Origin of the sequence: Microbacterium radiodurans, from assembly GCF_008710705.1 — a bacterium.
GTDB lineage: Bacteria > Actinomycetota > Actinomycetes > Actinomycetales > Microbacteriaceae > Microbacterium > Microbacterium radiodurans.
In genome coordinates, this window is sequence record NZ_VYRZ01000001.1 from 473771 (window position 1) to 498996 (window position 25226).

The 25226-nt window shown below is 71.6% G+C and carries 24 protein-coding genes; 5 read left to right on the forward strand and 19 right to left on the reverse strand.

The window, feature by feature from the left end:
* Positions 1-20 precede the first annotated feature (20 nt).
* The 8 genes from F6B42_RS02330 to F6B42_RS02365 all read right to left on the reverse strand — a co-directional run bounded on the left by F6B42_RS02330 (position 21) and on the right by F6B42_RS02365 (position 9084).
* On the reverse strand, positions 21-413 hold the full coding sequence (locus F6B42_RS02330; protein WP_150417974.1) for an ester cyclase: 393 nt from the start codon (positions 411-413) through the stop codon (positions 21-23).
* A 123-nt stretch (positions 414-536) separates the two neighbouring features.
* Entirely contained in the window at positions 537-1211 is a 675-nt protein-coding gene (locus tag F6B42_RS02335) for a response regulator (RefSeq protein WP_150417975.1), read from the reverse strand.
* Positions 1208-3736 (reverse strand): sensor histidine kinase, encoded by a 2529-nt coding sequence (locus tag F6B42_RS02340; protein ID WP_150417976.1) that lies wholly within the window; start codon positions 3734-3736, stop codon positions 1208-1210. The genes F6B42_RS02335 and F6B42_RS02340 overlap by 4 nt, the downstream gene beginning before the upstream one ends.
* A 172-nt stretch (positions 3737-3908) precedes the next feature.
* A complete protein-coding gene (gene kdpC, locus F6B42_RS02345) occupies positions 3909-4541 on the reverse strand; it encodes a potassium-transporting ATPase subunit KdpC (RefSeq protein ID WP_150417977.1) in 633 nt (210 codons plus the stop codon).
* A 20-nt stretch (positions 4542-4561) separates the two neighbouring features.
* On the reverse strand, positions 4562-6745 hold the full coding sequence (gene kdpB / locus F6B42_RS02350) for a potassium-transporting ATPase subunit KdpB (RefSeq protein WP_150417978.1): 2184 nt from the start codon (positions 6743-6745) through the stop codon (positions 4562-4564).
* A gap of 1 nt (position 6746) precedes the next feature.
* Complete coding sequence (gene kdpA, locus F6B42_RS02355) at positions 6747-8429, reverse strand: potassium-transporting ATPase subunit KdpA (RefSeq protein ID WP_150417979.1); 1683 nt, start codon at positions 8427-8429, stop codon at positions 6747-6749.
* Position 8430: 1 nt separating this feature from the next.
* Entirely contained in the window at positions 8431-8520 is a 90-nt protein-coding gene (locus F6B42_RS02360; protein ID WP_150417980.1) for a potassium-transporting ATPase subunit F, read from the reverse strand.
* A gap of 348 nt (positions 8521-8868) precedes the next feature.
* Positions 8869-9084 carry a hypothetical protein gene (locus tag F6B42_RS02365; protein ID WP_150417981.1) on the reverse strand — a complete coding sequence of 72 codons (216 nt, stop codon included), beginning with the start codon at positions 9082-9084 and terminating at the stop codon, positions 8869-8871.
* 74 nt (positions 9085-9158) lie between these two features.
* Between F6B42_RS02365 and F6B42_RS02370 the strand changes: the two genes are divergently transcribed.
* From F6B42_RS02370 to F6B42_RS02380, 3 genes are all read left to right on the forward strand, one after another.
* On the forward strand, positions 9159-9494 hold the full coding sequence (locus F6B42_RS02370; RefSeq protein WP_150417982.1) for a TraR/DksA family transcriptional regulator: 336 nt from the start codon (positions 9159-9161) through the stop codon (positions 9492-9494).
* A gap of 161 nt (positions 9495-9655) precedes the next feature.
* The gene (locus tag F6B42_RS02375) at positions 9656-10024 is read left to right on the forward strand and encodes an ArsR/SmtB family transcription factor (RefSeq protein ID WP_150417983.1); all 369 of its coding nucleotides are present in this window, start codon (positions 9656-9658) and stop codon (positions 10022-10024) included.
* Positions 10025-10058: 34 nt separating this feature from the next.
* A complete protein-coding gene (locus F6B42_RS02380) occupies positions 10059-11036 on the forward strand; it encodes an SRPBCC family protein (protein ID WP_150417984.1) in 978 nt (325 codons plus the stop codon).
* 290 nt (positions 11037-11326) lie between these two features.
* Here the strand turns inward: F6B42_RS02380 and sufU are convergent, their stop codons facing one another.
* The 8 genes from sufU to F6B42_RS02420 all read right to left on the reverse strand — a co-directional run bounded on the left by sufU (position 11327) and on the right by F6B42_RS02420 (position 20962).
* Complete coding sequence (sufU, locus tag F6B42_RS02385; protein ID WP_150417985.1) at positions 11327-11785, reverse strand: Fe-S cluster assembly sulfur transfer protein SufU; 459 nt, start codon at positions 11783-11785, stop codon at positions 11327-11329.
* Positions 11782-13110, reverse strand: coding sequence for a SufS family cysteine desulfurase (locus tag F6B42_RS02390; protein ID WP_150417986.1), 1329 nt, complete (start codon positions 13108-13110; stop codon positions 11782-11784). The genes sufU and F6B42_RS02390 overlap by 4 nt, the downstream gene beginning before the upstream one ends.
* A gap of 20 nt (positions 13111-13130) precedes the next feature.
* Positions 13131-15182 (reverse strand): APC family permease, encoded by a 2052-nt coding sequence (locus F6B42_RS02395; protein ID WP_223878295.1) that lies wholly within the window; start codon positions 15180-15182, stop codon positions 13131-13133.
* Between the two features lie 106 nt (positions 15183-15288).
* Positions 15289-16050, reverse strand: a complete 762-nt coding sequence (locus F6B42_RS02400; RefSeq protein ID WP_150417988.1) for a hypothetical protein — start codon at positions 16048-16050, stop codon at positions 15289-15291.
* 17 nt (positions 16051-16067) lie between these two features.
* A complete protein-coding gene (locus F6B42_RS02405) occupies positions 16068-16808 on the reverse strand; it encodes a hypothetical protein (RefSeq protein WP_150417989.1) in 741 nt (246 codons plus the stop codon).
* The gene (locus F6B42_RS02410) at positions 16805-18019 is read right to left on the reverse strand and encodes an amidohydrolase (protein WP_150417990.1); all 1215 of its coding nucleotides are present in this window, start codon (positions 18017-18019) and stop codon (positions 16805-16807) included. The genes F6B42_RS02405 and F6B42_RS02410 overlap by 4 nt, the downstream gene beginning before the upstream one ends.
* Before the next feature lie 140 nt (positions 18020-18159).
* Positions 18160-19188, reverse strand: a complete 1029-nt coding sequence (locus F6B42_RS02415) for a LacI family DNA-binding transcriptional regulator (RefSeq protein WP_150417991.1) — start codon at positions 19186-19188, stop codon at positions 18160-18162.
* 31 nt (positions 19189-19219) lie between these two features.
* A complete protein-coding gene (locus F6B42_RS02420; RefSeq protein ID WP_150417992.1) occupies positions 19220-20962 on the reverse strand; it encodes a glycoside hydrolase family 13 protein in 1743 nt (580 codons plus the stop codon).
* A 125-nt stretch (positions 20963-21087) separates the two neighbouring features.
* On the opposite strand from F6B42_RS02420, the gene F6B42_RS02425 reads away from it, so the two are divergent.
* Entirely contained in the window at positions 21088-21606 is a 519-nt protein-coding gene (locus tag F6B42_RS02425; protein ID WP_150417993.1) for an adenine phosphoribosyltransferase, read from the forward strand.
* Between the two features lie 27 nt (positions 21607-21633).
* Here F6B42_RS02425 and F6B42_RS02430 read toward each other — a convergent pair whose 3' ends face one another.
* The 3 genes from F6B42_RS02430 to purS all read right to left on the reverse strand — a co-directional run bounded on the left by F6B42_RS02430 (position 21634) and on the right by purS (position 23628).
* Positions 21634-22560 carry a 2-hydroxyacid dehydrogenase gene (locus F6B42_RS02430; protein WP_150417994.1) on the reverse strand — a complete coding sequence of 309 codons (927 nt, stop codon included), beginning with the start codon at positions 22558-22560 and terminating at the stop codon, positions 21634-21636.
* A gap of 118 nt (positions 22561-22678) precedes the next feature.
* Positions 22679-23386, reverse strand: coding sequence for a phosphoribosylformylglycinamidine synthase subunit PurQ (purQ, locus tag F6B42_RS02435; protein WP_150417995.1), 708 nt, complete (start codon positions 23384-23386; stop codon positions 22679-22681).
* A complete protein-coding gene (gene purS / locus F6B42_RS02440) occupies positions 23383-23628 on the reverse strand; it encodes a phosphoribosylformylglycinamidine synthase subunit PurS (RefSeq protein WP_150417996.1) in 246 nt (81 codons plus the stop codon). Before purS ends, purQ begins: the two co-directional genes overlap by 4 nt.
* A 257-nt stretch (positions 23629-23885) precedes the next feature.
* Here purS and F6B42_RS02445 point away from each other — a divergent pair, with 257 nt between their 5' ends.
* Positions 23886-25196, forward strand: a complete 1311-nt coding sequence (locus F6B42_RS02445; protein ID WP_150417997.1) for an ABC transporter substrate-binding protein — start codon at positions 23886-23888, stop codon at positions 25194-25196.
* Positions 25197-25226 lie beyond the last annotated feature (30 nt).

Here is a 25226-nt window from a genome sequence, read left to right on the forward strand (position 1 = left end):
GCGGTCGTCGGGCCCGGGGGTCAGCCGGACAGCTGGGCGAGCAGTTCGACGTCGCCGACCGTGCCCGCGAACTCGACGATGCGTCCGGCGGCAACGCGGTAGAACCCGAAGTCGGCGACGTTCGTGTGCCGGCGGGTGGGGGCGATGCCGCGGAACGCGCCGAGGTGGGTTCCGCTCGTGCGCAGGTGCGCGGCGATCCGGTCGTCCTCGATCACGAGCTGGATGCGGCGCGTCTGCCAGTCGGGAAACGCGCGGAAGCGGTCGTCGAGGTCGTCGATCCACGCGTCGGCGCCGCCCGGCAGGTGCGCGCGGCGCACGGCCGGGGCGACGAACGCGCGGATCGCATCGAGGTCGTGCCGGTTGCAGGCTTCGAGGTACTCCCCGAACCACTCCCGCAGCTCCCACGACTCCATCCCCCCAGTATCCCCGCCGCCTCGCCCCGCCCTCGCCGCGTCGAGTCGCCAAGAAACGCGAGTAACGGGCCGGCCGAATCCGCGTTTCGTGGCGACTCGACGGGCGGGAGAGAAGGGGGCGGGTCAGTCGGCGAGCAGGCGGTAGCCCATGCCGGCCTCGGTGAGAAGGTGCGTCGGGTTCGCGGGATCGGGTTCGAGCTTCTTGCGCAGCTGCGAGACGTAGAGCCGCAGATAGCCGGTGTCGTTGACCTGCTCGGTTCCCCACAGCTCCTTGAGCAGGTCCTGCCGGGTGACCAGCGCGCCCGCGCTGCGGGCGAGCACGTCGAGCATGCGCCACTCGGTCGGGGTCAGATGCACGCGCTCGCCGCCGCGCGAGACGCTCTTCGCCGTCCGGTCGACCTCGACGTCGCCGAAGCGCACCACGGGAACGGATGCCGCGCCCACGGCGCGCCGGGCGAGCGCCCGCAGCCGCGCCAGCAGCTCGTCGATCTGGAACGGCTTGGTCACGTAGTCGTCGGCCCCGGCGTCGAGGGCCGACACCTTGTCGGGGGATCCGGTGCGGCCCGACACGACGATGATCGGCACGGTGCTCCACCCCCGCACGGCCTCGATCACCGCGACGCCGTCGAGTCGCGGCATCCCCAGATCGAGCACGATGACGTCGGGATGCTCGGATGCGGCCGCCGAGATCGCTGCGGCTCCGTCGGAGGCCGCCACGACGTCGTAGCCGTGGGCCGCGAGCGTGATGCGCAGCGCGCGCACGAGCTGCGGGTCGTCGTCGGCGAGGAGCACCTTCATCCGTCGATCCTCTCGTGCCGCGCGCGTTCGGGGTCCGCGAGCGCCAGCTCGACGACCATCGTCAGCCCACCGCCGGGCGTCCGCTCGGGCGTCAGCGAGCCCCGCATCCCCTCGGCGAATCCGCGCGAGAGGGCGAGCCCCAGGCCGAGCCCCGTCGTGTTGTCGGCATCGCCCAGGCGCTGGAACGGGGCGAAGACGTCGTCATGGCGTTCGGGCGGGATGCCGGGGCCCCGGTCGATCACGCGGATCTGAGCCCGCGCGCCGAGCGTGCTCGTCGTCACCCGCACGGAGGCGCCGGTCGGCGCATGGCGGTGCGCGTTCGCGAGCAGGTTCACGAGCACGCGCTGCAGCAGGACGGCATCCGCCGCCACCTCGATCGGATCGCCCTCGAGCGCGAGATCGACCGCGCCGGGACCGAGGTGCAGCTCCTCCATGGCGGAGAGGATGACCCCCGACGCATCGACGGGCTGCACGGCCACGGCCAGCGCGCCCGCCTCGATGCGGCTGACGTCGAGCAGGTCGGTCACGAGCGCGGTCAGCGTCGTGAGGCTGTCGTTCGCCGTGTCGAGCAGCTCGTCCCGATCGGAATCGCTGAGTGCCGGCCCGGCCGCTCGCAGCCCGCCGATCGCCGCCATCGCCGCCGCGAGCGGTCGCCGCACGTCGTGGCTCACGGCCGACAGGAGAGCGCTGCGCACGCGGTCGGTCTCGGCGAGCACGGCCGCCTCTCGGGCCGATCGCTGCAGGTCGGCCTGCTCGAGAGCGCCCGCGAGCTGGGTGACGACGACGTCGAGCAGCCGTCGCTCGGAGCCCGACACCTCGGCGCGCTCCGGGTCGACGCCGTGCAGCTCGAGAACCGCGCGCTCGCCCACGGCCACGGCGCGATGCCGGCCGTCGCGCACGGGCTCGCCGTCGGACGCGAGCACGGTGCCGTCACCGGCGACCAGGCGCGCCCCCGACAGGCCGAATGCCTCGCGGGCCCGCGCGACGAGTGCCGGCACGGCTCCGTCGCCGCGGAGCACGCTTCCGGCGACGGCCGCGAGCAGGTCGGACTCCGCGGCGGCCCGCCGCGCCGCCCGAGACCCGCGCGCCGCCCGGTCGACGATCACGCTGACCAGGAGCGCGATCACGACGTAGAGCGCCAGCGCCCAGGCGTGCAGCGGATCGGAGACCTCGACGGTGTAGAGCGGGGCGACGAAGAAGAAATCGAGCGTCACACCCGACATGACGGCCGCGAAGACGGCGGGCCACAGTCCGCCGACGAGGGCGACCACGACGACGAGCAGCTGGTAGGCGAGCACGTCGCTCGTGATCGACTCCGGGCTGCGGAGCGCCACGAGGAGCCAGGTCAGCAGCGGGCCGAGCCCGAGGGCGAGAGCGAACCCGAGCACACGACGCTGGGCGCTCAGCGCGCCCCCGGCGATCCGCGGCAGCGCGAAGCGCCCGCCCGCGGCGGCGTGGGTCACCATGTGGACGTCGATGTCGCCGGACTCGCGGATGACGGTGGCACCGATGCCGGGTCCGCTGAGCGCCGCAGCCAGCCGGGCGCGCCGGCTCACCCCGACGACGAGCTGCGTCGCATCCACCGACCGGGCGAACTCGACGAGGGCGCGCGGGACGTCGTCGCCGACGACCTGGTGGTAGGTGCCGCCGAGCGCACCGACGAGCGCCTGCTGCTCGGCCAGCGCGGCGGGACTCCCCGAGCGCAGACCGTCCTGGCCCGAGACGTGTACGGCGAGCAGCTCGCCCCCGGCCGCCCGGGCCGCGATCCGCGCGCCGCGCCGCAGCAGGGTCTCCCCCTCGGGGCCTCCGGTGAGGGCGACGACGACGCGCTCGCGTGCCTGCCAGATGCCCTCGATGCCGTGCTCGGCGCGGTAGGTCTTGAGCGCGTTGTCGACCTCGTCGGCCAGCCACAGCAGCGCCAGCTCGCGCAGCGCGGTGAGGTTGCCGAGCCGGAAGTAGTTCGACAGCGCGGCGTCGATCCGCTCGGCGGGATAGACGAGGCCCGCCGCCAGGCGGTCGCGCAGCGACGCGGGCGCGAGATCGACCACCTCGACGTCCTTCGCCGAGCGCACGACGGCGTCGGGCACGGTCTCGCGCTGCGCGATGCCGGTGATCTGCTCGACGACGCCGCCGAGCGACTCGATGTGCTGGACGTTCACCGTCGTGATGACATCGATCCCGGCATCCCGCAGCGCCTCGACGTCCTGCCAGCGCTTGGCGTGCGGCGAGCCGGGCGCGTTGGTGTGCGCGAGCTCGTCGACGAGGGCGAGGCGCGGCCCGCGGTCGATGACGGCCGCGAGGTCCATCTCGTCGAGCGAGACGCCGCGGTGCGCGATGCGCCGACGCGGCACCACGGGCAGGTCGGCGATCTGGGCGGCGGTCGCCGCACGTCCGTGGGTCTCGACCACGGCGACGACGACGTCGACACCGGCATCCCGCAGCCGACGGCCCTCCTCGAGCATCTCGTAGGTCTTGCCGACCCCGGGCGCCGCCCCGAGCAGCACCCGCAGACGTCCCCGCTTCACGGCATCACCCTATTCCGCCCCGGCGCCGGCGCCGGCCCCGGCCCCGGCCCCCGTCCCGGCGCGGGACCGGGCGCGTGCCGCGATGCAAGGGATCGGCGCCACGAATCCCTTGCATCCGCGTCCGGCCGCGGCCCGCGGCGACCGGCGGCGCCCGGTGCCATGCCGGGGGTGATCACCGCGCGAGGCCGTCCAGCGCGGCGTCCTGCACGGCGTCCAGCGCGGCGTTCAGCTCGACGACGTTCACCCGCGGCTCGCCCAGGAACCCGAGGTCGCGACCGGCCGTATGCGCGGCGACGAGGTCGCGCACCTCGGCCGGAGCCAGTCCGCGCTCGGCCGCGACCCGTGCGACCTGCAGCTCGGCGTACGCGGGTGAGATGTGCGGGTCGAGTCCCGACCCGGAGGCGGTGACGGCGTCGGCCGGCACCTCGGCGACGTCGACGCCTTCCCGATCCGCGACGGCGGCCCGGCGCTCCTCGATCGCGGCGACGAGGTCGTCGCTGTTCGGACCGAGGTTCGAGCCGCTCGACGCGCCCGCGTCGTAGCCGTCGCCGGCGGCCGAGGGGCGGGACTGGAAGTACTGCGCGAGCGGGCGGCCGGCGGCATCCGTGAACGCCTGGCCGATGAGCGACGAGCCCACGACCTGGCCGTCGGCGTCGCGCAGCAGCGACCCGGTCGCCGGCGCGGGCAGGACGAGTCCGACCATCGAGACGAGCGCGGTGTAGCCGATGCCGAGGACGAGGGTGGCCACGGCCATGGCCCGGACGGCCACGCCGGTGGTGCGCAGCGTGCTGCGGGAGAGTGACATGAGAGGACTCCAGACGGGGCTCAGAAGCCCGGAAGAAGGCTGACGACGAGGTCGATCAGCTTGATGCCGACGAACGGGGCGACGACGCCGCCGAGTCCGTAGACGACGAGGTTGCGACTGAGGATCGACGCCGCGCTCGCCGCCCGGTAGCGGACCCCGCGGAGGGCGAGCGGGATGAGCACGACGATGACGAGCGCGTTGAAGACGATCGCACTCGTGACCGCGGATGCCGGCGACGACAGCTGCATCACGTTGAGTGTCGCCAGTCCCGGGAACACCCCCATGAACATCGCGGGGATGATCGCGAAGTACTTGGCGATGTCGTTGGCGAGGGAGAACGTGGTGAGTGCGCCGCGCGTGATGAGCAGCTGCTTTCCGATGCGGACGATGTCGATCAGCTTCGTCGGGTCGGAGTCGAGGTCGACCATGTTGCCGGCCTCCTTCGCCGCTGACGTGCCCGTGTTCATCGCGACCCCGACATCGGCCTGGGCGAGCGCCGGAGCGTCGTTCGTGCCGTCGCCGGTCATCGCGACGAGGCGGCCGCCCCCCTGTTCCTTCCGGATGAGGGCGAGCTTGTCCTCGGGGGTCGCCTCGGCGAGGAAGTCGTCGACGCCCGCCTCCTTCGCGATCGCAGCGGCGGTGAGCGGGTTGTCGCCCGTGATCATCACCGTACGGATGCCCATCGACCGCAGTTCGTCGAAGCGTTCGCGCAGTCCGTCCTTCACGACGTCCTTGAGATGGATGACGCCGAGCAGAACTCCGTCACTCTGCGGGCCCATGATCGCGACGGCGAGCGGAGTGCCACCCGCCTGCGCGATGGCATCGGCTTCTCGACGGAGTTCTGCGCGCGTCTCGGCCGAGACGGGCGCCGCCGCGTCGACGTCGAGCCACGCGAGCACCGACCCCGCCGCGCCCTTGCGCACCCGCGTGCCGTCCGGCAGGTCGACGCCGCTCATGCGCGTCTGCGCGGTGAACGGCACGGCCACCGCGTCGCGCGGAAGGTCGGCGACGATGCCCTGCAGGGCGGCGGCCAGCTCGACGACGGAGGTGCCCTCGGGTGTCGGGTCGGAGAGCGACGACAGGGATGCCGCGCGCGCCAGCGCCTCGCGCTCGACTCCGGCCATCGGCACGAAGTCCGCCGCGTGCCGGTTGCCGTAGGTGATCGTGCCGGTCTTGTCGAGGAGGAGCGTCGTCACGTCTCCCGCGGCCTCGACCGCGCGTCCCGACATCGCCAGGACGTTCCGTTGCACGAGCCGGTCCATGCCCGCGATGCCGATCGCCGACAGCAGCGCGCCGATCGTCGTCGGAATGAGGCAGACGAGCAGGGCGACGAGCACCGGGATGCTGACGGGTGAGGCGCTGTACGAGGCGATCGGGTTCAGCGCGAGCACGACGACGACGAACACGATCGACAGGCTTGCGAGCAGGATGTTGAGGGCGATCTCGTTCGGTGTGCGCTGGCGCGCGGCGCCCTCGACGAGGGCGATCATCCGGTCGACGAACGTCTCGCCCGGCTTCGACGTGATCCTCACCACGATGCGGTCCGAGAGCACGCGCGTTCCGCCGGTCACGGCGCTGCGGTCGCCGCCGGATTCGCGCACGACCGGTGCGGACTCGCCCGTGATGGCCGATTCGTCGACGGTGGCGATGCCGTTCACCACGTCGCCGTCGCCCGGGATCAGCTCGCCGGTCTCGACGATCACGACGTCCCCGAGAGCGAGGTCGGCCGAGGCGACGTCCTCCGTCGCGACCGATCGAGCCGCGGCATCCCCGCGCTCGTCGTAAGAGATGACGCGCCGCGCGATCGTCGTGGTGCGGGTCGTGCGCAGCGCCTGCGCCTGCGCCTTGCCGCGCCCCTCGGCCACCGACTCGGCGACGTTCGCGAAGAACACGGTCGACCAGAGCCACACCGCGATGCCCGCGGTGAATCCGACGGGGACGGTCGTCCCGCCCGAGGGCTCCGGGCCGCCGAGGAAGGGCTCGGCGATCGCGATGGCGGTCGTGAGCGCGGCGCCCACCCACACGATGAACATCACGGGGTTGCGCCACTGCGCTGCGGGGTTGAGCTTGCGGAGCGCTCCGGGTACGGCGGCGGCGACCTGCCCGAGGCTGAACGCGCTGCGTCTCGTCTCGATCGCTCCGGTATCGCCGCCGGACCTCGAGCGAGCGGAGCGAGTCGGAACGTCTGCGATTGATCGGGACATGTCAGGAGAGTCCTTCGGCGAGGGGGCCCAGGGTGAGCACCGGGAAGTAGGTGAGCGCGGTGATGATCACGACGACGCCGGCGAGCAGACCCGCGAACTGCGGCCGATGGGTCGGCAGCGTGCCGATGCTCGAGGGCACGCGGTCCTGGGCGGCGAGGGAGCCCGCGAGGGCGAGGACCAGCACGAGCGGGACGAACCGGCCGAGCAGCATCGCGACGCCCAGCGCGGTGTTGAGCCAGGGCGTGTTCGCGGTGATGCCGGCGAAGGCCGAGCCGTTGTTGTTCGCGGCGGACGTGAAGGCGTAGAGCACCTCGCTCAGGCCGTGCACGCCGGGGTTCCAGATCGACGTGTCTTCGACGTCCGCCCGCACCGCGGGGACGGCGAAGCTCAGCGCGGTGCCTGCGAGCACGAGCGTCGGCGTCACCAGGATGTACAGGCTCGCGATTTTGATCTCGCGCGGTCCGATCTTCTTGCCGAGGTACTCGGGCGTCCGCCCGATGAGCAGGCCGCCGACGAAGACCGCGATGACGGCGAGCACCAGCATCCCGTACAGGCCCGACCCGACACCGCCCGGGGCGATCTCGCCGAGCATCATGTTGAGCATCGGCAGCATCCCGCCGAGCGGCGTATAGCTGTCGAGCATGGAATTGACGGCGCCCGTCGAGGTGAGCGTCGAGGAGGCGGTGAAGAGTGTCGACGCGCCGATGCCGAACCGCGCCTCCTTGCCCTCCATCGCGGCGCCCGCGAGCTGAGTCGCCGCCCCGCCGCCCGCGACCTCCGCCCACGTGCCGAGGGCCAGTGAGGTGACGAACAGCCCGGCCATGACGGCGACGATGGCGTAGCCCTGCCGGTCGTCGCCGACCAGGCGCCCGAAGGCGCGCGGCATCGCGAAGGGGATGACGAGCATGAGGAGGATCTCGAAGAGATTCGTCCACGGCGTCGGGTTCTCGAACGGGTGCGCCGAGTTCGCGTTGAAGAAGCCGCCGCCGTTGGTGCCGAGGAGCTTGATGGCCTCCTGACTCGCGACGGGTCCGCCGGGGATCGACTGCGCACCGCCGGCGATGGTCTGAACGTCGGTGAACCCGCCGACGTTCTGGATCACGCCGCCCGCCAGCAGTGCGATCGCCGCGATGATCGCCATCGGCAGCAGGATGCGGCCGAGCCCGCGCACGAGGTCGACCCAGAAGTTGCCGATCGTGCCCGAGCGGCGGTGGGCGAAGCCGCGGACGAGGGCGATGGCGACGGCCATGCCGACCGCGGCCGAGACGAAGTTCTGCACGGCCAGACCCGCGAACTGCGCGGTGTAGCCGAGCGTCGTGTCGGGGGAGTACGACTGCCAGTTCGTGTTGGTCACGAACGAGATCGCGGTGTTGAACGACAGGTGCTCGCTGGGCGCCGGCAGGTCGAGGCTGTAGGGCAGCAGCGGCTGGATCCGCTGCAGCGCATAGACGATCACGACGCCGACGAGCGAGAAGAGCAGCACGCCGCGGGCATAGGCCTGCCAGGTCTGATCGGCGCGCGGATCGACGCCGATCAGGCGGTAGACGCCCCGTTCGACGACGAGATCGTGGCCCGACGTGTACACGCGGGCGATGTAGTCGCCCACCGGGCGGTAGAGCAGGACGAGGATGAGGGCGAGGGTCGCGATCTGGAGCGTCGCGAACTCGATCTGCGCGGCATCCACGTCAGAACCGCTCGGGTCGCACGAGGGCGACGACGAGGTAGACGACGGCGGCGATCGCGAGGCACGCCGCGAGGAGCGAGAAGACCGTCACAGCTTCTCGACCCCCTGGGCGATGAGGCCGACGAGGGCGAACAGCGCGAGGAGCGCGGCCAGGAAGATTGCATCGAGCACGAGATCCGATGGAACACCCGAGCGGATGCCGCATCCGCCGTCCTCACGGAATCCATACGCACCCGGGGCCGCTCCTCACGCGGTCCTCACACGGTGTCCTCGCGCGGTCCTGACGCGGGGTGGGGATACGCCTGTCGGGTCGCCGGGGCTGGTGACGGCTCGAACACGAGTTGAGGCGACACCCGCCCCACCGATCCGACAGATGTATCGGCCGCCGGCCGCCGCCCTTCGGCACCGGCCACCCGTCACCGGCCGGGCGGCGAGCCCGTCAGGGAGCGCCTGGCGAGGTCCCGTCGTCGATGACGCCGATGCCGACGGCCTGGTGGCTCGGCTCCTCGTCCTTCTGCTCGGGGGCCTTGGGCTCCTCGCCCGGCTCCTTCGCGACGCTGGGCTCCTCGAGCTCCTCCGTCGAAGGGTTCTCGTCGGGTGCGTGCTCGGCGCCCTCGTTCGCGTGCTCGGCGTCGTTTCCGTGGTGTTCGGTCATGTCGTACTCCCTTCCGGCCTCCAGCCTGCGACGGATGCGGGTCCGATGTCACCGGCTTGACGTAGGGTCGCTGGATGGATCCGGTGGCGAGCCTGCGGCAGCGCGAGGGCGAGCTGCGCGCGCTGCTGGTGCGGCTGGATGCCGACGACGACAGCCTGCGGCACGACCGTGCCGACGCGACGGCCGACGACGAGCACGACCCGGAGGGGTCGACGCTCTCGGGGGAGTGGCAGCGCGTGGAGGCGCTGCGGCGCGGCGCCCGCGCCGAGCTCGCCGAGGTCGAGGCCTCGCTCGCGCGGGTCGCCGACGGCGGCTATGGCATCTGTGCGCGCTGCGGTTCGCCGATCCCCGCGGAGCGCCTCGAGGTGCGCCCGCACGCGACGATGTGCGTCGCCTGCGCCTCCCTGTGACCCGGGCCCTCGCCCTGCCCGCCGAGCGCGCCGCGCGGGCTCGGAGAACCACGCGAATCTCGGAGACATCGGCGGTTTCGCTCCGAGTTGGGCGCCGATCCCCGAGCTCGGTGCAGCCCGGGGATTGACGCCGCCGCGTCGAGGCTCTAACGTGCAACCAAATGGTTGTACAACGAACGTCCGAGCCGAGCGAGCTCACCGATGAGGAGATCGACCGTGTCTTCCACGCCCTCGCGGCTGCGACGCGCCGCGACATCCTGCGCCGCACGATGGCGACCGAACAGTCGGTGTCGACCCTCGCCGCCGACTACGACATGTCGTTCGCGGCCGTGCAGAAGCACGTCGGCGTGCTCGAGCAGGCGGGTCTCATCATCAAGCGCGCCGAAGGCCGCGAACGCCTCGTGCGCGCGGACCCGGCCATGATCGCCCGCGCCCGCGCGCTGCTGGCCCGCTTCGAAGACCTCTGGCGTGCGCGCGTCGATCGCCTCGACGCGCTGCTCGCCGAACCCGAGACCGAATCCCACCACTGACCACCTCGCTGTATCCGTTTCGAAGGAGAATCCGATGCCCGTCACCGACATCACCACCGATGCCGAGAACCTCACGATGACGCTCACGGCCGACGTCGCCGCGCCGGTCGACCGGCTCTGGCGCGCGTTCACGCAGCCCGCTCAGCTGGAGCGCTTCTGGGGTCCTCCCGGCTGGCCCGCGACCTTCACGTCGTTCGACTTCACCGTCGGGGGCCACGCGCAGTACGAGATGACGAGCCCGCAGGGCGAGAAGTCGCGGGGCCGCTGGGAGTTCCTGGCGATCGACGAGGGCTCCGGATTCGAGGTGCTCGACGCCTTCGCGGACGAGCACGGCGAGCCGATGGCCGAGTTCCCCGCCATGCGGATGACCTTCCGGTTCGACGAGATGGGGGACGGATCGCGACTGTCGAACGTCACGCACTTCACCTCGGCCGAGGCCCTCGAGCAGGTCGTCGCGATGGGAGCGATCGAGGGATCGCGCCTTGCGATGAACCAGCTCGACCTCGTGCTGCAGGACCTGCGCGCCTGGTCGCAGGGCCGGGGCACCGACGTGGAGCTGCTCGACGACACGCACGTGCGGATCACGCGTCTCATCGCCGGGCCGCGCGACCTCGTCTGGCGTGCGCACCACGAGCCGGAGCTTCTGAAGAAGTGGATGCTGGGACCCGACGGCTGGTCGATGACGGTCGTCGAGCCGGCGACCGAGGTCGGGCAGTCCTACCGCAACGGCTGGGAACAGGACGGGGCGCCCGAGACCGCGTTCGGTTTCGAGGGCGAGGTGCTGCTGATCGACGCGCCGCGCCGCGAGGTGTCGACGGAGCGGATGGCGGGCTCGGAGGGACCGTCGACCACGAACGACCTGCAGCTCTACGAAGAGGACGGCGTGACGCTCCTGACTCTCCTCATCGAGTACCCCGACAAGGAGACGCGCGACATGATCCTGGCGACCGGCATGGCCGACGGCATGGAGGCCTCGTACGCGCGACTCGAGTCCGAGGTGCTCGCCGGCTGAGGCGGGTCAGGCGCGGGCGGGGCGCGGGCGGGGTGCTGCGGTCCGTTCTCAGGGGAAAGCCGTGTTGTGGTGCGGCCCAGGGCCGAACGGGAGCAGCCTTTCCTGAGTTCGGGCCGGCAACGGGACTCGGGCGGCGCGCGACGCCGTTCGGGTCAGGCGCGGGCGAGCCGATGCCCGCGGTCCGTTCTCAGGAGAACCGGGGCTGTGGGGCGGCCCGGGGCCGAGCTGGGTGCGGTTGTTCCTGAATTCGGGCCGGCGGCGAGACCGGGCGGGGCGCGACGCCGTTGGGGTCAGGCGCGGGCGAGACCGTCTTCGAGGGCCACCCAGGCGAGCATGGCGCACTTCACGCGGGCCGAGAACTTCGAGACGCCCGAGAGTGCCGCGGCGTCGCCGAACGTCTCCTCGTCGAGCGGGATCGTCCCGCGCGAACGAAGCGCCTCGCGGAAGCCCTCGATGAGGGCCTTCGCGTCCGCGCGCGTGATCCCGTCGCCCTCGACCTCCTCGGCCACGAGCGAGGCGAGCATCGATGCCGATGCCTGCGAGATCGAGCAGCCGGTGCCCTCCCACGAGACCTCGACGATCCGGTCGCCGTCGACGGCGACGCGCAGCGTGACCTCGTCGCCGCAGACCGGGTTCTTCTGGTGCGAATCGGCGTGCGCCGCGCCGCCGGCGTCGTGCAGCGGGTTGCCGACCGGGTGCTTCGAGTGATCGAGGATGAGCTCCTGATACAGCGAATCGAGACCGTTCACGCCGCGCCCTCCCCGGAGCCGGTGACGCCGAAGTAGCCGCGGATGCCGCGCACGGCGTCGAGGAAGAGGTCGACGTCCTCCTCGGTGTTGTAGAGCGCCGTGGACGCGCGGACGGATGCCGTCATCCCGAACTGCCCGTGAAGCGGCGCCGCGCAGTGGTGGCCGACGCGGACGGCGATGCCCTGCGCGTCGAGCACCTGCCCGGCGTCGTGCGCGTGCACGCCGTCGACGTCGAAGGACCACAGGCCGACGCGATCGGCGCCGGCGGCATCCCCGAGCAGACGGATGCCGGGGATCTCGCGGAGCCCCGCCCCCATCCGCTCCGCCAGCGCGGACTCGTGCGCATGGATGTTCGCGAGGCCGACGCCGTCGAGGTAGCGCACCGCGGCGGCGAGCCCGATCGCGGGACCGACCGGCTGGGTGCCGGCCTCGAACTTCTGCGGCGGCGGCAGATACTCGGCGCCGTCGAGGGTGACGGTCGTGATCATCGATCCGCCGGTGAGGAAGGGCGGCAGGGCGTCGAGGACCTCGGCACGCCCGTACAGTCCGCCGATCGCGTAGGGCCCGAGCATCTTGTGGCCGCTGAAGACGGCGAGATCGACGCCCAGAGCCGGCAGGTCGAGCGGCAGGTGCGGTGCCGACTGGCAGGCGTCGAGCACCGTCGTCGCGCCGACCGCCCGCGCGAGGGCGACGATCTCGGCGACCGGGTTCACGATGCCGAGCACGTTCGAGACGTGGGTGAAGGCGACGACCCGGGTGCGTTCGCCGATGAGGGATGCCGCGGCATCCAGATCGAGCGTTCCGTCCGGACGAGCCGGGATGTGACGGAGCACGGCGCCGGTGCGAGCAGCGAGCTCCTGCCAGGGGATCAGATTGGCGTGGTGCTCGATCGCCGTCGTGACGATCTCGTCGCCGGGCGCGAGCGCGAAGCGGGCGGAGGCCGGGGCGCCGCGGCCCAGGGTGGCGTTGCCGATCGCGTACGCGACGAGGTTGAGGCCGGCGGTCGCGCCGCTCGTCCACACGAGCTGCTCGGGCCGCGCACCGACGAAGTCGGCGACGGCGGCGCGGGCGTCTTCGAACAGATCGGTGGCCTCGGCGGCGAGGGTGTGCGCGCCGCGGTGCACGGCCGCGTTCGCGTGCGTGAGGAATTCGCGCTCGGCATCGAGGACCGCGGAGGGCTTCTGGCTGGTCGCGGCGGAGTCCAGGTATACCAGGCGGTGGCCGTTCACCTGCTCCGACAGGATCGGGAAGTCCGCCCGCAGCGTCACGGCGTCGAGCGGGCTGACGAGGCTCGGAGCGGAGGCGGGCGCGGCGGAAGAACTCACCCGTCTAGGCTACGCCGGGCTCAACGGTCCTCGGGCGGCTCGGTGTGCGCGACGAGCCCGTACGTCGTGGCGGCCCGGCCGGCGCGGTCGTCGCCGGGGAGCGGTCGCGACCGGCGGCCGTAGACGATCTCGGACGAGTCGAGAAGCCAGGGGACGAGGGTGATCTGCACGCCGTGGACCATCATCAGCTGCTGCGCGATGCGGCGCGCGCGCCGGTTGTGGAGGAAGGTCTCCCACCAGTGCCCGACGATGTACTGCGGCAGGTACACGGTGACCACCGATGAGCCGTGCTTCTCGCGGTACGTGCGGATGAACGCCGCCAGCGGCGAGGCGTACTGGCGGTAGGGCGATTCGATGATGACGAGCGGCACGGGGATGCCGTGCCGTTCCCAGTCCGCCTGGATCTCCTGCGCCGACTCCTTCGAGATCGCGACGTGCACCGCGATCGTCTTGTCGTGCTTGGCCGCGAGGGCGTAGTCGATGGCCTTCGCCACCGGCTTCTGCAGACGGTTGACGAGCACGAGCGCGACGTCGCCGGTCGCCCCGAAGTGCACGCCGTCGTTCATCTCGATCTCGTGCTCGACGTCGCGGTAGTAGCGGTTCACGCCGACCATCAGGAAGGCGAGGATCGGGATGGCGATGAACACGAGCCAGGCGCCGTGGGTGAACTTCGTGACCGTCACGATGACGAGCACGGCGACGGTGAACGCCGCGCCGACGCCGTTGATCAGCAGACCGACGCGGGCCTCGCGGCGGCCCGCGGCATCCTTCGGGTGCAGCAGTCGCAGCTCGCGCCGCCAGTGCTTCACCATGCCGACCTGTCCGAGCGAGAACGACACGAACACGCCGATGATGTAGAGCTGGATGAGGGTCGTCAGCTGCGCGCGGAACACGACGAGCACCGCGATCGCGGCGAGCCCGAGGATGATCATGCCGTTGGAGAACACGAGGCGGTCGCCGCGGGTGTTGAGCGACTTCGGGGCGTAGCCGTCGCGGGCGAGGACGGCGCCCAGGAGCGGGAAGCCGTTGAACGCGGTGTTCGCCGCGAGCAGCAGCACGCACGCGGTGGCCGCCTGGATGACGAAGAACGGGATCGAGCCCATGCCGAACGTGGCCGCCGCGATCTGGGCCATGAGGCTCGGCTGCGGCTGCGTCGCGCAGTCGAATCCGACGAGGGCGCAGGGGTTCTCGGCGTAGTGGACGCCGGCGATGAGGCCGAGGGCGGTGAGCCCCGAGAAGAGCAGGATGGCGATCGTGCCCATGAGCACGAGCGTCTTCTGCGCGTTCGCCACCTTCGGCGCCCGGAAGGCGGGCACGCCGTTGGAGACGGCCTCGACGCCGGTGAGCGCCGAGCAGCCGCTCGAGAACGCGCGGAGCACGAGCAGGATGAGCGCGACCTGCGAGAGGTTCTCGGCCTCCATCGCGTATTGGGCGCTGGAGGCGACGGGGGCGTCGCCGAGGGCGACGCGGACGAGACCGGTCACGATCATCAGGGCGACGGAGCCGATGAAGATGTAGGTCGGGATGGCGAACGCCGACGAGGCCTCGCGCACGCCGCGGAGGTTCACCAGGATGATCAGCACCACGAACCCGACGGCGAGCTCGACGCGCCACGGATCGAGGAACGGCAGGGCCGAGATGATGTTGTCGACTCCGGATGCGACCGACACCGCGACGGTCAGGATGTAGTCGACGAGCAAGGCCGCCGCGACGACGACCCCGGCCTTCTCGCCCAGGTTGGTGCGGGCGACCTCGTAGTCGCCGCCGCCCGACGGGTAGGCCTTGATGAGCTGCCGGTAGCTCAGCACCACGACGATGAGCAGCGCGACGACGGTCGCGGCCACCCACGGGCTGAAGGCGAGCATCGCGGTACCGCCGATCGCGAGGATCATCAGCAGTTCCTGCGGCGCGTACGCCACCGACGACAGGGCGTCGGAGGCGAAGATCGGCAGCGCGCGCCGCTTGGGCAGGAGCTGGTCGTCGAGCTCGTCGGAATCCAGCGGATCGCCGATCAGGATGCGTTTCGCGATCGGCGTGGTCTCTTCGCCCGGGTCGCGACTCTCAATGGTCACGGCGGGCGACACTACGCCTGCCGGAGCTCGCTGCGCAATCCCGCCACGCGGGTCGTCATCCGAGCGTTGTCAGACCGTCACCCCGAGGCCGGAGCCGGGTAACCGATCACAACAGCGAATACGGGCGGTATCGGATCTCGACGACCTCGGCGCCCGGCTCGTCGGTGTCCGCGAACACGCTGTAGACCAGCTGGTCGACGGGGCTGCCTTCCGAGAACATCACCGTGCGATCGATGTCGAAGGCGAAGATGTAGCCGTCACCACGCTCGGTCAGGTCCGATTCCTCGTCGGGACCCATACCGCGGACCGCGTCGACGGTCGACCCGATCGCGAGACCGAACTCCGCGACGATCGGGATCCCCGCGATCTCGTTGGTCCGGATGCTCGCCCACGTCGGTGTCGCATACTCGGAGCGGGCTTTGCCGTCGGCGGTGACGACCATGTCGTAGAGCGTGAAACCGCGCCAGTCGTACTGCGTGTAATCCGGGAAGTGAGTCCCGTCGCCGGGATGGACCGAGAGCTCGGGGGCGGTGCCGAACGCCTCGGTCAGCGCCTCGACGGCCGGCTCCGCGGCATCGCGCCACGCGAACTCGAAGATCGGCGAGCCGTCGGCCGCGTCGATGCTGAAGCCGGTTCCGCTCATGACGACCTCCGACGCTCCAACGGGTGGTGCGTTCGTCGGTGTCGGTGTCGGTGTCGGTGTCGGTGGAGGCGTGGACGGCGCGGCGGTCGAGGAGGGCGGATCGGCGCCGGGAGTCCCGTCGTCGCCTCGTGTCAGGACGAAGACCGCGACGACGGCAGCGATCAGCGCGATGCCGGCCACGATCCACAGCAACCACGGGGTTCGGCGAGGTCTGACGGCATCCATGGCGCGGTCCTCTCGGGTCAGCGGACGCGGAAGCCGTAGGTGATCGCCTGGACGCTCTGGCCGGCGGCATCCGAATCGACGTACGCGCTGAAGTTGCGGGCGCCGTCGTTGTAGAACGAGCCGCGATCGGCGCCGAAGACGAGGCGCACACCCCCGTCGGGAAGCGCCGATTCGCTCACCGGACCGAGCGCACGAGCCTCGGCGATCGGCATCCCGAGCGACACGCCGAACTCGTCCTCGACCGTGACGGGGTCGTCGATGTCGGTGTCGAACGACACGTAGGTCGGCGCCGGCACCTCGGTGCGCGGACGATTGCCCGGGCCGAGCGAGACGTCGTACAGACGGAAGCCCTCCCAGACGTAGATGTTGTACGCGTAGTTCTCGGCGTCGCCGTTCTGGAAGTCCTCCGACGGTGCGGCGCCGAAGACCTCGGTGAGAGCGGCGACCGCGGGAGCCGCGTCGCCCGCCCATTCGTGCGTGAACGTGACCTCGCCCTCGGTGTTCGCGATCGTGAAGCCCGTGCCGGTCACGTCGATGAGCGGACCTTCGGCCTCCGGCGTCGGCGTCGCAGTCGGCGTCGGAGCCGCGGGGGCGGAGCTCGTCGGCGGCGCCGTGGTCGCAGGGGCGGCCGGTGGCTCCGGAGCCGGGCTCGCCGAACGCGTGGACTGCACGAGATAGACCGAGAGCACGACGACGACGGCGATCAGCAGGGCGCCGGCGACGCTGCTGAGGATGATGAGGGTGCGACGCTCGGTCATGCCAGGAACTCCCGTGCCGCGACGACGAGGTTCTCGACGCCGCGCTCGATCGTGGGGTGCATGACGGGCGCGAAGAACGGCGAGTGGTTCGTCGGGATGTCGCGCTCGACGGTGCCGCCGGCGACGGCATCCGCGAACGTCTGCGGGTCGACCCCGCCCCAGAACCAGAAGACGAGCGGGACGCCGGCCTCGCGGGCGAACCACGAGACGTCCTCGCTGCCGGTGAACATGCCCGGGTCGATGACGCTGCCATCGCCGAAGGCGCGCTCGAACGCGGCGGTGACGCGCGCGGTCGCGGTGTGGTCGTTGATCGTCGGGGGCAGCGAGTGGTCGACGGTGATGGTCGGCTCGGTCTCGGCTCCGGATGCCGCGGCCTCGGCGCGCACGATGCGCTCGACCTTCGACATCACGCGCTCGCGGGCAGCGTCGTCGGGGTAGCGGAGGCTGAGCTCGAGCTTCGCCTCGGCGGGGATGATGTTGTTCTTCAGGCCGGCGTGGATCGATCCGACCGTGACGACGGCGACCTCGCGCGGGTCGACCTCGCGCGAGACGACGGTCTGCAGGCGCATGACGGTCGCCGCGGCCATGACCACCGGGTCGATCGTCGAGTGCGGCCGCGAGCCGTGCCCGCCGCGGCCGTGCATCACGACGGTGAGGCCGTCGGAGGCGGCCATCTGGGTGCCGGGGCGGACCCCGATGACTCCGGCGGGAAGCGGGGTGACGTGCTGTCCGAGCACGATGTCGGGCTTCGGGAAGCGGCCCAGCACGCGGTCGGCGATCATCGCCTGCGAGCCGGCGCCGTACTCCTCGGCGGGCTGGAACACCGCCACCACGGTGCCCGACCAATCTCCGCGGGTCGCGATGAGGCGCTCGAGGGCGCCGAGAAGCGCGGTGACGTGCATGTCGTGGCCGCAGGCGTGCATGACCGGCACGTCGTTGCCGGCCGGGTCGATGCCCCGTGCGGTGCTCGCGTAGGGGAGCCCGGTCTGCTCCGGAACCGGCAGGCCGTCCATGTCGGCGCGCAGCCACACGACGGGTCCGTCGCCGTTCTCGACCGTCGTGACGACGCCCGTGCGGCCGACGCCCTCCTCGGCCGTCAGACCGAGCTCGGCGAGCTTGCCGGCGATGACGGCCGCCGTCCGGGTCTCCTGGAACGACAGCTCCGGGTGACGATGCAGATCGGTGTAGAGAGCGTCGAGGTCCAGGGCCATGCATCGAGCCTACGGGAGGGTGCCTGCGCGGTGCCCGGCCGGGCCGAGCTTGATACGTCTGTCGGACGGGTGGGGCTGATGGGGGCGACCAGTGGCGACGAGGCCGCACGCGCACCGCCGGCCCGACGAACGTATCGCCGTCAGGCGGGAGGGGCCGTGCTCGAGCGTGCGACGAGGGCGAACTCGAGCCCGGCCGGCTGCTCGGGCGGCTGCGCGGGCGCGGCCGCCGCCGTGTCCGCGTGCAGCGCGTCGAGCATCGCCGCCGCGACCCGCTCGCCCTGTCTACTCGGGAACTGGTCGACCGTCGTGAGCCCGAAGAACGCGCCGAGATCGTGCCCGTCGACCCCGATGATCGAGACGTCCCCCGGCACGCTCAGCCCGAGCTCGCGCGCCGCGAGCAGGGCGCCGATCGCCATCTCGTCGGACGCGGCGAAGATCGCCGTCGGGCGGGATGCGGCATCCCGCAGCAGCCTCGTCGCAGCGTCGTGACCGCCGGCCATCGTGAAGTCCGCCGCGGCGAAGCGGTCGTCGCGCGGGGCGAGGCCGGCGTCGCTGAGTGCCGCCTCGAACCCGCGGCGACGCTGCGAGGGGATGTGGAAATCACCCTCGAACTGGGGGCGGAGTCCGATGTGGGCGATGTCGCGGTGGCCGAGGTCGAGCAGATGCTGCGTCGCGCACCGGGCGACGGCGATCTCGTCGACGACGAGGGAGGGGAGTCCGGCGAGACGCCCGCCCAGTCCGATGACGGGCAGACCGAGACCGGACAGCTGCTCGATCTCGCCCGCTCCGAGCGCCATCGACACGACGACGACGCCGTCGATGCGCTGACGGCGGAGAGACGCCTCGAACACCCGGCGGCGCTCGTCCGCGTCCGAGGTGAGCGCGTAGAGCGCGACGTCGTAGTCCGAGCGCTGCAGCGTGGCGGCGATGCCCGTGAGCACCCGCGAGAAGAACCAGCGGTCGAGGATCGGCACGAGCACGCCGATGTTCCGGGTGCGCCCGGATGCGAGGCTCGACGCGGCGGAGGAGACGACGTAGCCGAGATCGGATGCCGCGCGCAGCACGCGCTCGCGCGTGGCCGCCGAGACGATCCCGCGACCGCTGAGGGTGCGGGAGACGGTCGCCGTCGAGACGTCCGCGCGCCGCGCGACGTCGTCGATGCCGACCATCTCCCGCTCCGTCCCGTCCGCCCGGCCGGGGTCAGGCCGCGGCGATCCAGACCGCGCTGTCGACCGGCAGCTCGCGGCCGTCGATCGGACCGCTCGCGAGGAGGACCTCGCCCTCGGGGAGGCGGACCGCGGCGGCGCCGGTGTTGGCCACGACGAGCAGGTCGCCGTTGCGGAACGCCACGACGTCGTCACCCAGCTCGAGGTCGACCCAGGTGAGCGAGCCGGCGCCGAGGTCGCGGCGGCGGCGCTCGGCGAGCAGCTCGCGGTACAGCGTCAAGGTCGAGGACGGGTCGCCGATCTGCGCGGCGCGCGAGAGGCGAGCCCACTCCTCGGGCTGCGGCAGCCAGGAGGCGCCGGTGGTGCTGAAGCCGTAGGCGGGGGCGTTCGACTCCCACGGGATCGGCACGCGGCATCCGTCGCGGCCGTAGCGCTCGCCCGCGGTGCGGAACCACGTCGGGTCCTGGCGCGCGGCGTCGGGGAGGTGCACGACCTCGGGGAGGCCGAGCTCCTCGCCCTGGTACAGGTACGCCGACCCCGGCAGGGCGAGCATGAGCGTGGTCGCGGCGCGGGCGCGGGCGAGTCCCACGACGGCGTCGGGCTGTCCGGGGGACGTCGGCCCGAGACCATGCCCCTGCGGGTTCTCGGCCGTGAGGGCGAGGCGCGACGCGTGGCGCACGACGTCGTGGTTCGAGAGCACCCAGGTGGCCGGCGCGCCGACGGCGGGGAAGGCCCGCAGCGACTCGGAGATCACCTCGGTGAGGTGAGCGGCATCCCACTCGGTCTGCAGGTAGGGGAAGTTGAACGCCTGGTGCATCTCGTCGGAGCGCACCCAGAGGGCGGTCTCGTCGACGGTGGGCAGCCACGCCTCGGCGCAGAGGGCGCGGTCGCCCTCGTACTCGGCGAGAATGCGGTTCCAGCGGCGGTAGACGTCGTGGACGCCGTCCTGGCCCCAGTACGGAACGTCGTCGCTGTCGCCGCCCATCGACCCCGCGTCCTCGTTCGGAACGAAGTCGGGCAGACCCGCGGCCTTGATGAGGCCGTGCGCCACGTCGACGCGGAAGCCGTCGACGCCGCGGTCGAGCCAGAAGCGGAGGATGCGCTCGAACTCGTCGCCGACCTCCGGGTTGTCCCAGTCGAAGTCGGGCTGGGTGGAGTCGAACAGGTGCAGGTACCACTGACCGGGGGTGCCGTCGGCGTTCGTCGTGCGGGTCCACGCGGGTCCGCCGAAGACCGACTCCCAGTTGTTGGGAGCCAGCTCGCCGGTCTCGCCGCGGCCGTCGCGGAAGATGTAGCGGGCGCGCTCGGGGGCGCCCGGGGCGGCCGCGAGGGCCTGCTGGAACCACGCGTGCTTGTCGGAGGAGTGGTTCGGGACGAGGTCGACGATGACGCGGATGCCGCGCCCGTGCGCCTCGGCGAGCATCGCGTCGAAGTCGGCGAGCGAGCCGAACAGCGGGTCGACGTCGCAGTAGTCGGCGACGTCGTAGCCGGCGTCCTTCTGCGGGGACCGGAAGAAGGGGCTGAGCCAGACGGCGTCGACGCCGAGGTCCGACAGTGCGCCGAGGCGCGAGGTGATTCCGGCGAGGTCGCCGACCCCGTCGCCCGACGCGTCCGCGAAGGAGCGGGGGTAGATCTGATAGATGACGGCGGTGCGCCACCACTCGGCGCCGGGTCGGGAGTCGCCGATCGCCGCGAGCGTCGATGCGACGGTCTCGGTGTCTGCGATTCCGGAGTCGACGAGGTCCGTGCCGTCCGCGAGGTCAAGGGAGGAAGCCATCCCTCGACCTTAGTGCAAGCGCTTACATTCGGCGGTGTCCATCCGGACCGAGTGGTCTCGAACAGGAGTGCGTCGCGGGCCGCCGTCGGGAACCGGTGTCCGGGGAACCGGCATAGTGTGGTCCGGTGACATCCGACGCCCTCGCGCACGCCGAGTCCCTCATCGCGCTCATCCCCGATTTTCCCGAGCCGGGCATCCTCTTCCGCGACATCTCGCCGCTGCTCGCCGATGCGACAGCACTGCGGACAGTCGTCGACGCGATCGTCGCGCCGTTCGCCCGGGAGTTCGACGTCGTCGCCGGCGTGGAGGCGCGCGGCTTCCTCATCGCCGGAGCCGTCGCGGCGGCGTGCGGAGTGGGGATGGTCCCGATCCGCAAGGCGGGCAAGCTGCCGCGGCCCGCGGCATCCGTGTCGTACGACCTCGAGTACGGCCAGGCGACGATCGAGATGGCCGACGACCTCCCGCGCGGCACACGTGTGCTGCTCGTCGACGATGTGCTCGCCACCGGCGGCACGCTGCGCGCCGCGCAGCGCCTGCTCGAGGGACTCGGCCACCGCACCGTCGGCACGGCGGTGCTCATGGAGCTGAGCGACCTCGGCGGTCAGGACGTCTGCGGTCCCGTGCACACGGTCTTCCGCGTCTGACCTGCCGCTCGCCGCCCCGGCGGCCCCTCAGGGGGTGACGACGTTCCGGGGCTCCTCGCCGGCGGCCAGGCGCTCGATCTGCTCGCGCACCAGCCGCGCGATGCGGGGGCGCATCGCCTCGGAGGCGCCGCCCACGTGCGGCACGATGAGGGCGCCGGGCGCGTGCCAGAGCGGGTGGTCCTCGGGGAGCGGCTCGGGGTCGACGACGTCGAGAGCGGCGCGCAGGCGCTCGCGCTGCAGCTCGGCCACGAGTGCGTCCGTGTCGACGATGCTGCCGCGGCCGACGTTGACGACGAGCGCTCCGTCGGGCAGCAGGGCGAGCTGCTCGGCGCCGATCAGGCCGCGGGTGCCCTCACCGCCGGGGAGGGCGATCATCAGGATGTCGGTGGTCTTCAGCAGCTCGGCGAGCTCGTCGATGCCGTGGATGTGCTCGCCGTCCTCGTCGCGGGCACGCGAGGCGACCGGCACGATGTCGGTCTCGAACGGGCGCAGCCGTGCGGCGATCGCCTTGCCGACGCCGCCGTAGCCGAGCACGAGGACGGTGCTGTCGGCGACGCTCGCGCCGAACAGGGGCGCCCAGCGGCGCGCCTCCTGGTCGCGGACGTAGTCGGCGAGGTTCCGCTGCGCCGCGATGGCGAGTCCCACGGCGAGCTCCGCCGTGGCGGTCTCGTGCACGCTCGAGGCGTTCGCCAGCCGGGCGCCGTCGGGGACGTAGCCGGCGAGGCCCTCGTATCCGATCGACTGGCTCTGCAGCAGTCCGACGCGCACTCCGTCGAGAGCGGCGAGGATGCGGCGCCCCGACATGTACGGCGGCACGACCATGTCGAACGCGTCGCGCGGCGCCGGGGAGCGCAGATCCCAGACGACGGTCTCGACCCCCTCGGGCAGATCGCCGACGTCCGCGGCGAGCTCGTCGGAGGGCAGGCTGACGACGATGCGGGGGGAGTCGCTCATGCCTCCACGCTATCGAGGTGAGCTCGTGCGGCGGACCGCGCTCGGAGAATCGCGCGCTTCTCGGACCGGATCGGTGACATCCTCCGAGCTCGGTGCGATCGTCCGAGCTCCGAGGATGTCAGACCGCGGCGGTGACGACCGCGGCGATCGCGGAGGTGAAGAAGGTCAGCCCGTCGACACCCGATCGCATCGCATCGGGAGTGTTCGGACCGAAACCGGCCTCCACGGCGTGCTCGGGGTGGGGCATGAAACCCACGACGTTGCCGTGCTCGTTGGTGAGGCCGGCGATGTCGTCGAGCGAGCCGTTCGGGTTGACGCCGCGGTAGCGGAAGGCGACGAGCCCGTCGCCCTCGATCTGCTTCAGGGTCTCGTCCGAGCACGTGAAGCCGCCGTCGGCGTTCTTCAGCGGGATGACGATCTCCTGGCCGTTCTCGAAGCCGTTCGTCCAGGCGGTGTCGGCGTTCTCGACGACGAGCCGCTGGTCGCGGCGGATGAACTGCTGGTGCGCGTTGCGGATCAGGCCGCCGGGCAGCAGGTGCGCCTCGACGAGCATCTGGAACCCGTTGCAGATGCCGAGGATCGGCATGCCCTTCGCCGCGGCATCCTTCACCTCCGACATGATCGGCGCGAGCGCGGCGATCGCGCCGGCCCGCAGGTAATCGCCGTAGCTGAAGCCGCCCGGCAGCACGAGGGCATCGACGCCGTCGAGGTCGTGCGAGCCGTGCCAGAGGGCGACGGGCTCGCCGCCGGCGACACGGACGGCGCGCTGCGCGTCGCGGTCGTCGAGCGAGCCGGGGAAGGTGATGACCCCGATGCGGGCGGTCACTCCACGACCTCGATGCCCACGACGTCCTCGATCACCGAGTTCGAGAGGATCTCGTCGGCGATCCGCTGGGCGGCCGCGAGGGTCTCCTCGTCGGCGCGTTCGACGGTCAGCTCGAACCGCTTGCCGATGCGGACGTCGGAGAACCCGGCGACTCCGAGGCGGGTGAGGGCGCCCGAGACGGCCTTCCCCTGCGGATCCAGCAGCTCGGCCTTGGGCATGACGTCGACGACGATGGTGGGCATTGCAGGCTCCGGAGGTCGCGGGATGGGTGCGCGACAAGTCTACGGGGACGGATGCCGCGGCGTTGCGAGCCGGAATGCGATGCGCTCACGTCGTTGCGCGACCCGGACCGCCACGAAAGTGGGAGCGCTCTCTTGCGTTCGTGGGAGCGCTCCCGTACAGTCGCATCTCAATCGGTGAGAGCGCTCCCACGGAGCCCGCACCGCGCATCCGCACCGCAATTCCGCACCGCAACACCACCATCACAAGGGAGTGACACGTGACCTCACGCGCACTGCGACGGGTCGGCCTCGTAGCCGGCATCGCGACCACCTCGGCCATCGTCCTCGTCGGCTGCGCCGGCGGCACCGACGGCACGACCGGCGACGGAGGGCAGATCACCCTCACCGTCACCACGTTCGGCACCTTCGGGTACGACGACCTCTACGCCGAGTACGAGGAGCTCAACCCGAACATCAACATCGAGGCGACGAACATCGACACCGGCGGCAATGCCCGCACCGACGCGTTCACCAAGATCGGCGCCGGCTCGGGTCTGTCCGACGTCGTCGCCATCGAGGAGGGCTGGCTCGGCGCCATCATGGAAGAGGGCGTGGCCGAGACCTTCGTCGACCTCCGCGACTACGGCATCGAGGACCGCAAGGCCGACTGGATCGACTGGAAGTACGACCAGGTGACCGATCCCGACGGCCGCGTCCTCGGCTACGGCACCGACATCGGCCCGTCGGGCATCTGCTACAGCACGAAGGCCTTCGAGGCCGCCGGGCTGCCGACGGACCGCGACGAGGTGGCGACCCTGCTCGAAGGCGACTGGCAGCACTACTTCGACATTGGCCGGCAGTACAACGCCGCGACCGGCAAGGCCTGGTACGACCACTCCGGATTCGTCTGGAACTCCATGGTCAACCAGCTCCCCGAGGGCTATTACACCCCCGACGGCGAACTGAACGTCGAGGGCAACGCCGAACTGAAGGAGCGCTTCGAGCTGCTCGGCGCCGCCACCGAGGACGGGCTGTCGGCCGCGTCCACCGCGTGGAACTGGAACGACGGCAAGGACTTCCTCGACAACACGTTCGCCACGCTCGTGTGCCCCGGCTGGATGCTGGGCGTCGCGAAGGGTCAGATCGAAGCCGGCGGCGGCGACGAGACGAACGGCTGGGACTTCGCGCCGGTCTTCCCCGGCGGCCCGGTCAACTGGGGCGGCGCGTGGCTCTCGGTGCCGGAGACCTCGAGCAACAAGGAGGAGGCGGCGAAGCTCGCGAGCTGGCTGACCGAGCCCGAGCAGCAGGTGAAGCAGTCGGCAGCAGCCGGCAACTTCCCCTCCACCCGGGAAGCGCAGGAGACCCTGGCCGCCGAGGCGACGCCGAACGAGTTCTTCAACGGCGCTCCGACCGGCGCGATCCTCGCGGCCCGTGCCGAGGGCGTGAAGGCGCAGTTCAAGGGTCCCCAGGACTCGGTGATCCAGGAGAACGTCTTCGGTCCGGCGCTCACCGCGCTCGACAACAAGGAGACCGACACCGCCGGCGCCTGGACCCAGGCACTCGGTCTGCTGGACAGCGTCCTCGACTGACCCGATCGCGCGGGGCCCTGTGTGCACCAC